The sequence below is a fragment of the Paenibacillus etheri genome (assembly GCF_001012825.1).
GTDB classification, from domain to species: domain Bacteria; phylum Bacillota; class Bacilli; order Paenibacillales; family Paenibacillaceae; genus Paenibacillus_AQ; species Paenibacillus_AQ etheri.
On sequence record NZ_LCZJ02000037.1, the window covers coordinates 469,119 to 481,495 of the forward strand.

A 12,377-nucleotide genomic window follows, 5' to 3' on the forward strand; every position below is an offset into this window, starting at 1 on the left:
TATGATGCCGCCATGCAGCTCCATACTTTGCATGACTATTTTGGCAAAGAGCCATACTAACTCTCACAGACTATGACTATCCCGAAGGAGAATACTGATGAGTGAACAACAATGGCTAATTCCAGCAACCAAGGGATTGGGCTTCAAGTTGGACAAAGGGCAGATCGTCCGGGTAACCGATGTAGAGGGAGAGCAGGTAGCTGATTTCGCTGCTTATAATGCCTCTCACCCCAATGAACGGATTGACCCGGGTGTAACAATAGATGCTCTAGGCAAAATGAATGTACTCCCGGGGGACATCCTCTATTCCAACCAATACAGACCACTGCTTACGGTTATTAAGGATACTGTCGGGCGCCATGATTTCATTAATTCTGCCTGCCGTCCCGAGATGTATGAGGTGCTGTATAACAAAAAGGATCACGCCAGCTGCTATAATAACCTAAATGAGGTACTGGTGGAGTTTGGATTGCCCGCTCCCGATCAGCATTATACTTTTAACCTCTTCATGAATACTGTCATTGATCCCTCTGGAAAAGTCAGCGTGGAGCGGCCGCTCTCAAAAGCCGGTGATTATGTTGAGTTGCGGGCCGAAATGGACCTCATCATTGCTATATCGGCATGCCCATGCTCCGAAAGCGTCTGCAATGGGTACCACTGCACACCGATTGCTGTGGAGATCCTTTAGAGCTAGTATCAGACTTCCCCCGATATAGACTACCGTTAAACAATCACCGCAAAGTGACTAGCGCACAGACAAGAGCATTCATAGGCATTCACCTATCCCCCTCCCTTCGCATAGGATGTTTTGATCTTAACGAGGAGGGTGTCTTTGGATGGCCCGTATGAACACAAGGGTTTGGCTGGATGAACATATGTTTGAACTGCCGGACTGGCAACAGGATGCTTTTCGCCAATTTACATCTATGATTGCAGATCCCGAAGGCAAATATCCCTGTATTCCTGGACGGCAGGGGTTTCTGTCCAATAATTTACGTTTTGGATTCGTAGCTGATCCACGAAGCGAAAGGGCAGCGATAGAAGTCGCTCATTTGCTTCGCCAATATGGGGAATGCTCACGGGGTACCGGCAAATATGCGTCTCTTGTTCTATTTTTTGAAACTCCGAAAGATTTGGTCGAAGGTTTTTCCATTGAGGAATATGAGAATTTGTTCTGGTCCCTTCTGGGCCGCGTCAGCGCCGTAGATACGGTACCCTGGCCGGATGAAATTTCTACTGATCCCTCCCATCCTTCGTGGGAGTTCTGCTTTGATGGGCATCTGTATTTTGCGTTCTGCGCAACACCGGCACATGAGCTGCGGAGAAGCCGCCATAGCCCTTATTTTTTCATTGCCTTTCAGCCGCGTTGGGTATTCGAGAATATTAACGAATCTACCGTATTTGGCCGAAATATGAAAAAGCAAATCCGCAAGAAGCTCGCTGATTATGATAGTATTCCCGCACATCCCTCCCTTCAATGGTATGGGCAGGAGGACAGTCTGGAATGGAGACAATATTTTCTGCGAGATGATGAAAGTGCGCCGTCTAAATGTCCATATACTTATATGAAGAACAAGTTCAAAGCTTTAGGGATCAAGTTCCACTCCTAAAAGCTTATAATTCTGGTATTGGCTTAGAAAGCAAAAAAAACCCGACATCTGTCCATTAATGAACGAAGCCGGGTAATTTACAATTTAGAGATCCGTAATGCCCTAGTTGTTTGCGGGCATCTGAGGAGATCCGGCAGCGGGAACATAGGCATCCAGCATCTGCTGTACTACTGAATCCTGAAGCTGCGGAACCTGATAATAGGCATGCTTATTCTGATAAAGAAATAACTCATAGCCCATTTCAATAAAATGTTGCACCTGTGAAGCCAACACCCGGCGCAGCGCTGGATTTGTCACTTCAGGTGACGACATGGCCAGCAAAGAGGCATGGGATTTGATCAGACCCAGCATATACCCGCTGACGCCCGCATCTTTCACATCTGTCAGTGACAAGTTAGGCTTCTTAGGCTGAGCAGGTTGGAGCCCGTAAACCGGCTGTGTGATATTTGGGATAAGATAGGTAGCCGTTTCCTGGCTAGGCTTTTGCCCTGTCTTAAAGCATTGGCACGTCAAGTTGTACTGATCCAGCATGAAATTGTACTGTCGATCCAAGATAGACAGTAGCTCTTGATCCTGAATAAAGGTTCTGAATATCATGAACTGGTCCAGCAGATTAATCTGACAGGACAGCACCTCATGCACATCGAACATTTCATGGGCGCCGTGACCTAGCCGCTGTCCACCCATCGTTATACTTTCTGATTGTAGTTGCTGCTGCAAATTATATTCTCCTTTGTTGTTCTTAGATGAGTACCCTCTATAATATGCAGTACAAGATAACGAATTATGCATACAGTAACACTAGTATACTTCTTTACCCTTGAATGTCCCTTCTGGCGTCTTGCTCGGCAAGAATCTCTTTGTCCTCCGCGTTATCTCTCGTCACTTTCTGAACGCCAACAGCGCTGTATGAAATCAACAGAATAACAGCTATATAATACCCCTTTACATTCAATTGAAACGGAGCATTATAAAGGCCAATAAAGAACATTGCATATCCAATCACCAAACCCGCAAAAGCCATAATTGTGAAAGCCGCTGAATTTCTCATCCTGTGTTTCGGATTTTCTAGCTTCATTTCTTTATCCTCCGAGTTGTCTCTAACGACCTTTTGCACAACGATACAGGTAATCGTAATTAACACCATACATAGCAAATAATACCCTTTTACGTTCAATTCCCAATCGTCGTTGTACACCCCCAAGCAGAATAGAAAAAGACCTGCAGCCAATGCAAAATACGATACCCCCGTGAAAGCAGCCGTGTTACGTTTACGATACCTCTGATTCATCCGACGATTCCTCTCCCAATACAGAATTGAATGGCGTTTATATCCTTCTTCACTATACCGTGGAACATCGGTAAAACTCTACCATTAATTAGGCTGCTTCAGGAAAATTACGTACTTTTTAACGATACGCACATGAGATAAGACAAACACAAAGAAGACGGTTCCAGTCCCATACATTTAGGACTAAAGCCGCCTCCCACGATTCCTGCAACATTATGTTAGAAAAATGCTATTCCCTCTCCTGGTTCACCAATTGCTGCTGTGCTAGACGAATCATTTCGCGAACCATCGATCCACCAATTTTACCGCCAATCTGACCCACCGATTCTGTGCTCAAATGTCCATTCTCACCGTGTTCCAATGGGATACCAAGTTCTTTTGCGACTTCGTATTTCACATCATCAGGCCGTTCCGGATCTACATCATAACCCTCGCGCCGCATTACCTCGGCTTTAAACATTTGCATTCCGCGATTGACTCCCGGCACTGCATATTTCCTGTTTCTTCTGGACATCCCTTATCCCCTCCTAAACATGTTTTAAGTAACATGCCCGGAAAGCGGAACCTCCACCCCTGTTGATTTGCTCCGATTATTTCCAAGAGGGCGCTGAAAGGCCAACTGCTGTCAGGGGCTTGCCCTCTGTTTCTTATGCATAAATTTTGCTTGAAGGTGACGTTACGTCACCTGCTATACTAACTGAGAACAACACGCTGGAGCAATCGATTGGATGTGAGGAAAGGATGTACAAAGAGAACTATTTAACGACAGGGCAGCTTGCAAAGACGAACGGCTGGATGAACTTCCGTTAATTTGATAACAAGCCTTTGTTCCTGTCTGATGATGCACTCTTGATTTTAGTCAATGCTCGCCATACTACTCCTAATTACAATGAAAATAAAAAGTCCTTTAGGAGGCTATCTTATGGCTATCTCAGAAAAAGACCTATCGAATCAGCGAAAATCCGCTTTAACTGCTGGAATATCACTTATCATCATGACCCTTGTCTCATTCTTTTCGTATGGCTTTGTCCATGGGAATCTTGTTGTGCAGGGCGATGCCAGCGTCACATTCAATAATATTGTATCCTCAAACAACCTTTTCAAAGGTGAAATCTTGGGTTGGATTATCATTATGATTACTGACATCCTGGTCGCCTGGGCATTCTATGTGTATCTAGAACCGATTAACCAAAAGCTTTCCTTATTCGGCGCATGGCTCCGTCTAACCTATTCTGCTATATTGGGAATTTCTATACTAAACTTGATATTTGTGCTGCTGCTCACGGGAAATACAAGCGACTTTTCATCATTAAAAAAAATTGAGCAGACTCAAGCATTTATGATGTTATTTCTGGATGCATTTCAATTGATTTGGTCTATGGGGTTAGTCATTTTTGGTGGGCATTTGTTAATTGTGGGTTGTGTGGCTTTAAAATCTGACGTCATTCCTAAAGTAATAAGCATCTTATTGCTGCTTGCTTCAATAGGCTACATGGTCATTCATCTATGCAAAATATTTCTCCCACAATACGAAGCGATCATTACAATATTAAATTATGTTTTTACTATTCCTATGATTGTAGGAGAACTAGGTTTTGGGATATGGCTGCTGCTTAGAGGAGGAAAGCTCCCCAAAAGTGTATGACTTTCTTTTTAGTTATCACCGGAATGAACACGCTTCTTAATTCTGCTCAATGACTCTGGTGTCATCCCCAGATAGCTGGCCAATTGATGCTGAGGTACCCGAGTGAGTAAGTGAGGTCTTTTTTGCAACAAGGCTTTGTAACGTTCTTCAGGATTGGAAGCGATAAATGAAGTTAATTCGTCCTGTACCTCACCTAAGTTTTCTTCTACCATTTTACGGATCATCGTTTCCAATTGCGAGTGTTTGTGAAGCATGTCTTGTTCCGCATTAAGTTCACCAACCACCAATATGCTATCTTCTAGACAGATTAAGGTGTACGCAGAGGGCTTACTTTCATGATGCCGATTAAAAATCGAAGCCGCTTGCTCTTCCGTGTGGAAATTAGATGTGACTTCTTTTCCCGATTCATCTATCGAGTACTGCCTAACACAACCTTTTAACACGAAAAAACATTTTGTGGGAACATCCCCTTGTCTAAGAAGCACTGTCCCCTTTTTAAATTCCTCTATAAGGATACCTTCAACAATATCCTGCTGTTCTTCTTCGTTAAGAGATGTGAATTTACTCATATACTTATACAATATGTTTTTCATATATCTCTCCAATCTTCCGAAGCTAACGGCCCGATTATGATGCGCTTGAAGCTTTTTAGGCTCCCGTGAGGGGGCCTCTTGCCTTATTATACTAGCTCATACAAAGACAAATCCAACCTCTCAACTCTTCATACGCCGCACAGCTGTGTCCGATAGCGACCTCATATTCGGACGATCCCAAAAACAGGGAGGACCAACAGCCATTTCATGACTGTTGGTCCTCCCCTATCCTGTGTCTTATTTATTCGCTAAGAAAGCATCGATTTGAGCCTGCAGCTCGGTTTGAATTTTATCAATACCAGCTGATTTCAGCTGCTTGTTCGGATCTGCAAGACCTTTGTCGATATCTTTAATTACGCCGTACTCCAGCGGAATGGCATAACGGAGCATCACGTTGCCCACATTGGCAATTTCTGTCTTCACTTTGCTATTGTCGAACACGAAGGTTTCAAGTGCATAGTGGTAGACGTTGGCTTCCCAGCCCTTGGCCAGATCGTTAGCTTCTTGCGGGAATGCTTCGTTATCGCGGTTGAGTGGCGAGTGGTATTATTCTTGGCAAAGCCCAAATAGCTAAACATCGCTTAGCGAAAACCCATAATCGTTTAAGTCTTGCGAATACCTTTTTCAAAATCATCACGGCGAATAAAGAGAATAAAAAAGCCGCTAAAGAACTGGCGAAGGTTCAAAATACCTATAAAGAGATTATTCAAGGAAAAGAAGACGATTTTCAAGGTTATATCGAGTTGTTCATTGTATCTGGGGAATCGAGAGGTCTTGGCGTGGGAAAAACGCTGATGCACCATTTGTCCAATTACATGAGAAGCATGGATGTAGATTCGATCTACGTGTATACAGATAACAGATGCAACTATGGATTTTATGAGAGTCAAAACTTTAAGCGGCTGAACGAAAAAGAAATCTTTCTGGACTCCGTCCAGAATAAGCTCCTTATTTTTCTATATGGTCATCATGTTACTAATGAGAAAAATTAATCCAGCGAATCCGAGTGCTCGAGACAGAGACTACTCGGCGAAGCTTGGAACGTTTTCTCAGAAGAGCTAGCAACGGGGGGGCCGTTGCGAAGGTGAAGGCTTCAGCACGTTTCACTGCCATCGTCTCCCAATTGCTGACTGACCGAAGCAATCACACCAATAGCGTTCAGCGGGAGCCTCTACCAGAAACCGTACAGAAGAGCAGCTGCAGTGACGGGGCTTTTGAACGGCACCCATCAAAACACATATGTCTGTGAACCTACAGATGATTGGGCTCAGCTTAACGAGTCTATCGGCGGAAAAAGGATATCTATCATGTCACTATTACGTTTCATTGGTAGATCGGTACTTCTTCGGCGTCATACTCGTATACTTTTTGAAAACTTTAATAAAATGAGGTTGATCATAAAAGGTCAACCTCATTCCGATGGATGAGATCGTGTCATTGGTCATATGAAGCAGTTTCTTGGCTTCTTCTACCCGCTGTTTCTGTATATAATTCATCATTGTCATACCTATCTGTTCTTTGAATATATTCATCAAGTAGCTGCTGTTCAGTCCAGTCAACTCTGCAAGCTTGTCGAATGTAATCTCTTGATATAAATGGTTGAAGATGTACTCGCAGCAAATTCTAATCGGTTTGGACATACTTTCTTTCCTTCTCTGTTCAACCCGTTCCGTAAAGTCTAATAACGCACGTATTAATGCGGCCTCAACCGCCTTGACATCATTCAGTTCTTCGATTTGTTGAATATGCAGATCACTGAGAGTAAAGGCCAGTTCTTCGTATATTCCTCCATCTACAGCAGCTCTCATAGCAACCGCAACAGCGCAAATGGCTAAATTTTTAATATTGCGGAGTTGGCTCCGTTTAGATAAGATCCCCACGCCCTCGTTAGGATAGGCAATCCACTCTTTCATTAATTCACTTGTATTGCCGGTTCGAATCAATTCTATTAACCGTTTATCTATTTTCGAACTATGATTAGACAACGATAATTCCCGTTTGGTTTGAATTTCAAGTTCTATATTCCTTTGAAACTTGGCGGGCAACACATATTGATAACTATATTTCAGCACATCCGTAATTTCCAAAGCCTCTTGATTGATCATCCAATGCGCAAGTACGCTGATATGAAGCAGACGAAGACGGTTTACGACCGGAAGGCTGTCCCAATGGGCTTTCCAGTGTGGCAGATCGAGATTGGACATTTGATTATCGTTCATAAGTCCATTGATATGCTCATCCGTAGGTACTTGCTGGATTGAAGGACCGATTACGACGAATCCATGCTGCTCTCCACTACGTTTAATAGGCACTATGATAAACTCCTCCCAGGAATTTGCAGATAGAATAACCGGGTTTTTCATCTCTTTCTCTATAAATGGACGGAATAACTCGTCAAATTCCATATAAAATGCCCTATGATGATCACTTCCCCAAATCGTTTCCACTGCATGTCCATCCTCGGTATAAAAGATCGGAAGTTGAATGGTTTCATATAGCAATTTACTTGAATAGGCTACATCGGGTTGATTGTGAACAATGACCACTATGGAATCCCCCTCACGTACAATTTTTCTAAGTATTATACCATAAAAGAAAGCGGCTTCATGAAATAATGTGAGTTGTACCGACATCTTACACCCAAGGAGGTTATTTCTAATGAAACGTGATATTCAAGCTCTAATTGCTGAGATGACATTGGAAGAAAAAGCTGGCATGTGCTCCGGTTTAGATTTTTGGCGGTTAAAAGGCGTTGAGCGCCTAGACATTCCTAGCATTATGGTCACCGACGGCCCGCACGGACTGCGCAAGCAACAGGAAGGCACCGACCATTTGGGTGTATTTGATAGCGTACCCGCTACTTGCTTCCCTTCAGCAGCCGGTATAGCCAGTTCGTGGGATCGGGAGCTGGTCGGTAAAATGGGCGTAGCACTGGGTGAAGAGTGCCAGGCGGAAAACGTTGCCGTCCTCCTTGGACCAGGCGCTAATATCAAACGCTCTCCGCTGTGCGGACGCAACTTCGAATATTTCTCGGAGGATCCTTTCCTTTCTTCGGAAATAGCGACCAGCCATATTCAAGGTGTGCAGAGTCAAGGAGTTGGTACATCTCTGAAGCATTTCGCGGTTAACAACCAGGAGCATCGTCGCATGGGCGTTGATGCCGTTGCCGATGAACGCACACTGCGGGAAATATATTTGGCGAGCTTCGAGGGTCCGGTGAAGAATGGCCAGCCGTGGACCGTCATGAGCGCTTACAACAAAGTTAACGGAACGTATGCTTCCGAGAACAAGTTCTTGCTTACTGATATTTTGAAGGAAGAATGGGGGCATGAAGGACTCGTCGTGACCGATTGGGGCGCTAACAATGACCGGGTAGATGGGCTTGCTGCTGGTCAAGAGCTGGAAATGCCTTCAAGCGGCGGAGCGAACGACCGTAAAATCGTAGAAGCTATTCAAAACGGCCAGTTGTCCGAAGAGACGCTTAATCGTGCCGTTGAACGGATTTTGCGTATCATTTTCATGAGCGTGGACAACAAAAAACCAAACGCGACTTACGATCGGGGCGATCATCATCGTCTGGCGCGCACCGTTGCCGGCGAAACAATGGTACTGCTGAAGAACGAAGAGAACCTGCTCCCGCTAGCAAAAGGTAAGAAATTGGCGGTCATCGGTCCATTCGCGCAAAAACCGAGATACCAAGGCGGTGGTAGCTCGCATATCAATCCGACCCAGATCGATGTACCTATGGATGAAATCAAAAAGCTTGCGGGTGATTCTGCCTCGGTTGTGTACGCGCAAGGCTTCCACTTGGACAGAGACGATCTGGACGCTGCTTTGATGGAGGAAGCGAAACAAGCAGCCGGAGAAGCGGATGCGGTCATCATTTTTGCGGGACTTCCCGACCGTTATGAATCCGAAGGCTTTGACCGCAAGCATCTGCATATGCCTTCGAACCAGAATCAGCTGATCGAAGCGATCGCCACCGTGCAGAGCAACGTGATCGTCGTACTTATGAACGGTTCCCCAATCGATATGCCTTGGATCGGCCGAGTGAAATCGATCCTAGAAGCTTATTTGGGCGGTCAGGCGGCAGGGGGCGCGATCGCTGATTTATTGTTCGGCGAAGTGAATCCTAGCGGCAAGCTGACCGAGACATTCCCTATGAAACTGAGCGATAACCCATCGTTCCTGTTCTTCCCTGGCGAAGGCAATCGCGTTGAGTACCGCGAAGGCATTTTTGTCGGCTATCGTTATTATGATGCCAAAGAAGTAAAGCCGCTGTTCCCGTTCGGACACGGTCTGAGCTATACCACATTTGAATATTCGAATCTTGCCATCGATCATAAAACAATCAAAGATACGGAATCCGTTAACGTACAGGTAACGATACAAAATGCGGGATCCCGTGCCGGTAAAGAAATTGCTCAGCTCTATGTCCGCGATGTAGAAAGTAGGGTTATCCGCCCTGTCAAAGAATTGAAGGGCTTTGCTAAAGTAGAGCTTCAGCCTGGAGAGAAGAAGACCGTTATGATGACGCTGGATAAGCGCTCCTTCGCTTACTACAACGTAGATCTTAAGGATTGGCATGTGGAGTCCGGTGATTTTGAAATATTAATTGGACGCTCGTGTGAAGATATCGTTGTAAGCGATACGGTACATGTCGAGTCGACAGTCGCTTTGAAATCCATAGTCGACCTAAACACATTGATTATCGACTTGTTAAACGATCCGCAAAAAGCGCCTTTCGTGCAAGGATTGCTTCAGAAGATGCAAGAGGGCATGGGAACGATGTTGGAGGGTCTTGAAGACTCTGAAAGCCTGGGGGAAGGCTCGAGTGAAATGTTCGAAGGATTTATAAATTATTTGCCATTGCGCGGACTTTCGATGATGAGTCAGGGGATGTTCACGGAAGAAATGCTGAACGGGATTATTCAGCAATTGAATAATCCTTCATAAATGATGGGGGCAAACCTTCTGTCGTACAGGAGGACATTCCCCTTAAAAGAAGAGTCGTCTGATCCTGATTATTTACCCAACGAATCTAACCGTAATTATTATCGCCACGATTATCAGATCAATTGGTACTGTTCCGATGGCCGCCACAGGATTTTCCATGCTGGCAGACACCATCGAATATGGAGAGTGGAAAACAGGCATGCGTACAGAAGGGCTTGTTTATAGCGCCGGTAGCTTTGGATCGAAGGCTTGTAGCGTCAAGGAGCAGCACTTGTCGAGTGGTTTGATCATTCTCATACCATACAAGCTGGACAAAGAATATCCACAAATCATTGAGGATTTGAAAAATAGCAAGAAATGCTTAATCACTTCTTGATAACACCTTTCCTATATACAATTTTTCTAAGAATCATACTATAAAAGAAAATGATTGAATGGAATAATGTGTAATGTACATCTTTCACGATCACAAGGTGAATCGATGAGAAAACATGTTCAACATGTTGGTAACATTTAATAACAATATGAATCGGAGGTATGAGAAGATGCACAATGAAAACTCAATCGTAGTGGTTACCGGAGCAGGTAGCGGAATTGGACGCGCAAGTTGTATAAAGCTGGCACAGAACGGAGCGAAAATCGTTGCGGTCGACTTCAATCAAACAACCGGAGAAGAGACGCTATCACTAATACAAGAACATGGTGGCGAAGGCATCTTCGTGCAAGCCGACGTAGCGAAGAATGAAGACGTCGAGCGGTATGTTCTTCTCGCTGTCGAAACATACGGACGCATTGACGCATTTCTCAACAACGCCGGTGTTCTTCAAAAGTTTTCGATGCTGTCTGATATCACCGAAGGCGAGTATGACCGTATTATGAACGTCAACGTGAAGGGTGTTTTTCTCGGATTGAAGCATGTTCTCAAAGTTATGGAGAAACAAGGATTTGGCTCGATCATAAATACCGCCTCTACGGCAGGCATTCGCGCCGAGCATAGCCTAGCAGCATACTCCGCGAGCAAACATGCTGTGATAGGATTGACAAAGGCAGCGGCTTTGGAATATGTGAAAAAAGGTATACGCGTTAATGCGATTTGCCCAGGTGGCGTCGATACGACATTAACGCAATCCGTTCCTTTGATGATTCAGGAGACTGGCTACGTACCGGAGGAGATCCCGAACATGCGAATGAATCGGTATGCTGATCCCTCAGAATTAGCAGAGATGGTGGTCTTCTTGGCCTCCAACAAATCCAGCTATATGACAGGTTCAATCGTTGTCGTAGACGGTGGTTTGACGTTATAAACACGACTCATGTCGACAGGGTGTTTCAGAAACTAATGGAATACTCTCCGCTTTTGTAGTAACTCGGATTAAGGGGTGTCCCAAAAGTCATTGATGAAATGGCTAGGGACACCCCTGTTCTGTAGGAGGAAAATAGATGGTGTGAGCGGTCGTTCCGAGAACGGACCATTCCTTCAATCGCTGTGGTCTCCAAATTTCTGAATTGAAGCTGTGTAGCAATCACGAAAAAAAGGACTTCAACACCTCGCAATCCTTAGGGTCCGGTAATCGAAGCACATTCTCATTACTCAAACGCGACTGGGTTAATTATTAGTAATGTCCGCAGTTTTTCTGCAATGTCTATTAACCGCCAATAAAAATAAAACCCTCCGTTTCCCAGCACCCTTAGCAAGTGAGCTAACCCCAACAACGTCCCGCCTCCCACCCCGGATCCACCGATACTTTCGTGCTTGCTTTTGCCAACATGGTGAAGCGAAGTACCCGTACCAACATTGGTGATTACATATTCTTGCTGCTTTGGATCGAATTTATTAAGTAGATACTGTACTCCACGACACGTTGCCTCAAACTCAACAATACGTAAAGGTTTTCGTATCATGAATGATTCAAATAATGCTGCCTTTCCACCGGTAATACATATCTTTGCACCCTCAAGCTTATTAATCTTTTTAAGCGACGTCTTCTATTTGCGTAACAGGAAATTTACTAAAACTCAAAGAATCATTCTACATACTCACAACTTTGATTAACGTACCACCGACATCAATACCAATATTCATAATTGTTATGCACTCCTCTCAGCGAAAGCCAACAATATATTTTGACATACTGCATATCAGTTATTCAACTATACGGTTCACCGCGCTGTCTGTATTGACAATTACAGAAACAATACCATCCTCAGAAAGAACTCATCATTATTGTTAACAACAATAAGATACCTCTTGCACCTTGTCAAAGCTTAGCTTAAAAACTTCG

General features: G+C 44.4%; 16 protein-coding genes and 1 pseudogene. 9 read left to right on the top strand and 8 right to left on the bottom strand.

The annotated features are described in order from the left end of the window. Positions 1-97: 97 nt before the first annotated feature. Entirely contained in the window at positions 98-688 is a 591-nt protein-coding gene (locus tag UQ64_RS25630; RefSeq protein WP_060626194.1) for a DUF1989 domain-containing protein, read from the top strand. A gap of 148 nt (positions 689-836) precedes the next feature. Continuing rightward, positions 837-1,610: a YqcI/YcgG family protein gene (locus tag UQ64_RS25635; RefSeq protein ID WP_060626195.1), complete on the top strand. Its 774-nt coding sequence runs from the start codon at positions 837-839 to the stop codon at positions 1,608-1,610. A gap of 102 nt (positions 1,611-1,712) precedes the next feature. On the opposite strand, the gene UQ64_RS25640 is transcribed toward UQ64_RS25635, so the two are convergent. From UQ64_RS25640 to UQ64_RS25650, 4 genes and pseudogenes are all read right to left on the bottom strand, one after another. Continuing rightward, the gene (locus UQ64_RS25640) at positions 1,713-2,297 is read right to left on the bottom strand and encodes a spore coat protein (RefSeq protein ID WP_060626388.1); all 585 of its coding nucleotides are present in this window, start codon (positions 2,295-2,297) and stop codon (positions 1,713-1,715) included. 127 nt (positions 2,298-2,424) lie between these two features. Next, positions 2,425-2,688, bottom strand: a complete 264-nt coding sequence (locus UQ64_RS33000; protein ID WP_425339621.1) for a YiaA/YiaB family inner membrane protein — start codon at positions 2,686-2,688, stop codon at positions 2,425-2,427. Positions 2,689-2,718: 30 nt separating this feature from the next. Continuing rightward, positions 2,719-2,901, bottom strand: a pseudogene (locus UQ64_RS33005) (YiaA/YiaB family inner membrane protein); the annotation flags it as partial. 229 nt (positions 2,902-3,130) lie between these two features. Next, the gene (locus UQ64_RS25650; protein WP_060626197.1) at positions 3,131-3,415 is read right to left on the bottom strand and encodes an alpha/beta-type small acid-soluble spore protein; all 285 of its coding nucleotides are present in this window, start codon (positions 3,413-3,415) and stop codon (positions 3,131-3,133) included. Positions 3,416-3,561: 146 nt separating this feature from the next. Between UQ64_RS25650 and UQ64_RS31815 the strand changes: the two genes are divergently transcribed. Continuing rightward, the gene (locus tag UQ64_RS31815) at positions 3,562-3,711 is read left to right on the top strand and encodes a hypothetical protein (protein WP_209445883.1); all 150 of its coding nucleotides are present in this window, start codon (positions 3,562-3,564) and stop codon (positions 3,709-3,711) included. Between the two features lie 112 nt (positions 3,712-3,823). Further along, a complete protein-coding gene (locus UQ64_RS25655; RefSeq protein ID WP_060626198.1) occupies positions 3,824-4,546 on the top strand; it encodes a DUF4386 domain-containing protein in 723 nt (240 codons plus the stop codon). An 8-nt stretch (positions 4,547-4,554) separates the two neighbouring features. Here the strand turns inward: UQ64_RS25655 and UQ64_RS25660 are convergent, their stop codons facing one another. Continuing rightward, positions 4,555-5,139: a Crp/Fnr family transcriptional regulator gene (locus UQ64_RS25660; protein ID WP_060626199.1), complete on the bottom strand. Its 585-nt coding sequence runs from the start codon at positions 5,137-5,139 to the stop codon at positions 4,555-4,557. Between the two features lie 237 nt (positions 5,140-5,376). Continuing rightward, positions 5,377-5,580 (bottom strand): DUF3502 domain-containing protein, encoded by a 204-nt coding sequence (locus UQ64_RS25665; RefSeq protein WP_060626200.1) that lies wholly within the window; start codon positions 5,578-5,580, stop codon positions 5,377-5,379. Between the two features lie 92 nt (positions 5,581-5,672). Here UQ64_RS25665 and UQ64_RS25670 point away from each other — a divergent pair, with 92 nt between their 5' ends. Next, positions 5,673-6,131 carry a GNAT family N-acetyltransferase gene (locus UQ64_RS25670; protein ID WP_060626201.1) on the top strand — a complete coding sequence of 153 codons (459 nt, stop codon included), beginning with the start codon at positions 5,673-5,675 and terminating at the stop codon, positions 6,129-6,131. A 92-nt stretch (positions 6,132-6,223) separates the two neighbouring features. Beyond that, positions 6,224-6,388: a hypothetical protein gene (locus UQ64_RS31115; RefSeq protein WP_156417671.1), complete on the top strand. Its 165-nt coding sequence runs from the start codon at positions 6,224-6,226 to the stop codon at positions 6,386-6,388. A 67-nt stretch (positions 6,389-6,455) separates the two neighbouring features. Here the strand turns inward: UQ64_RS31115 and UQ64_RS25675 are convergent, their stop codons facing one another. After that, on the bottom strand, positions 6,456-7,685 hold the full coding sequence (locus tag UQ64_RS25675; RefSeq protein WP_060626202.1) for a helix-turn-helix domain-containing protein: 1,230 nt from the start codon (positions 7,683-7,685) through the stop codon (positions 6,456-6,458). 112 nt (positions 7,686-7,797) lie between these two features. Here UQ64_RS25675 and UQ64_RS25680 point away from each other — a divergent pair, with 112 nt between their 5' ends. The 3 genes from UQ64_RS25680 (at position 7,798) to UQ64_RS25690 (ending at position 11,399) form a co-directional block, all read left to right on the top strand. Continuing rightward, a complete protein-coding gene (locus UQ64_RS25680) occupies positions 7,798-10,095 on the top strand; it encodes a beta-glucosidase (protein ID WP_060626203.1) in 2,298 nt (765 codons plus the stop codon). A gap of 121 nt (positions 10,096-10,216) precedes the next feature. Then, the gene (locus UQ64_RS25685) at positions 10,217-10,471 is read left to right on the top strand and encodes an MFS transporter (RefSeq protein ID WP_245238250.1); all 255 of its coding nucleotides are present in this window, start codon (positions 10,217-10,219) and stop codon (positions 10,469-10,471) included. A 169-nt stretch (positions 10,472-10,640) separates the two neighbouring features. Continuing rightward, on the top strand, positions 10,641-11,399 hold the full coding sequence (locus UQ64_RS25690) for an SDR family NAD(P)-dependent oxidoreductase (RefSeq protein ID WP_060626205.1): 759 nt from the start codon (positions 10,641-10,643) through the stop codon (positions 11,397-11,399). 283 nt (positions 11,400-11,682) lie between these two features. Here UQ64_RS25690 and UQ64_RS25695 read toward each other — a convergent pair whose 3' ends face one another. Next, positions 11,683-12,063, bottom strand: coding sequence for a hypothetical protein (locus UQ64_RS25695; RefSeq protein WP_342447615.1), 381 nt, complete (start codon positions 12,061-12,063; stop codon positions 11,683-11,685). Positions 12,064-12,377: the final 314 nt, after the last annotated feature.

Bases quoted from the DNA above. Each gene is read 5' to 3' on its own strand.
- UQ64_RS25630 (WP_060626194.1), top strand. From the start codon at position 98: ATGAGTGAACAACAATGGCTAATTCCAGCAACCAAGGGATTGGGCTTC.
- UQ64_RS25635 (WP_060626195.1), top strand. From the start codon at position 837: ATGGCCCGTATGAACACAAGGGTTTGGCTGGATGAACATATGTTTGAA.
- UQ64_RS25640 (WP_060626388.1), bottom strand. From the start codon at position 2,297: ATGGGTGGACAGCGGCTAGGTCACGGCGCCCATGAAATGTTCGATGTG.
- UQ64_RS33000 (WP_425339621.1), bottom strand. From the start codon at position 2,688: ATGAAGCTAGAAAATCCGAAACACAGGATGAGAAATTCAGCGGCTTTC.
- UQ64_RS25650 (WP_060626197.1), bottom strand. From the start codon at position 3,415: ATGTCCAGAAGAAACAGGAAATATGCAGTGCCGGGAGTCAATCGCGGA.
- UQ64_RS25655 (WP_060626198.1), top strand. From the start codon at position 3,824: ATGGCTATCTCAGAAAAAGACCTATCGAATCAGCGAAAATCCGCTTTA.
- UQ64_RS25660 (WP_060626199.1), bottom strand. From the start codon at position 5,139: ATGAAAAACATATTGTATAAGTATATGAGTAAATTCACATCTCTTAAC.
- UQ64_RS25680 (WP_060626203.1), top strand. From the start codon at position 7,798: ATGAAACGTGATATTCAAGCTCTAATTGCTGAGATGACATTGGAAGAA.
- UQ64_RS25690 (WP_060626205.1), top strand. From the start codon at position 10,641: ATGCACAATGAAAACTCAATCGTAGTGGTTACCGGAGCAGGTAGCGGA.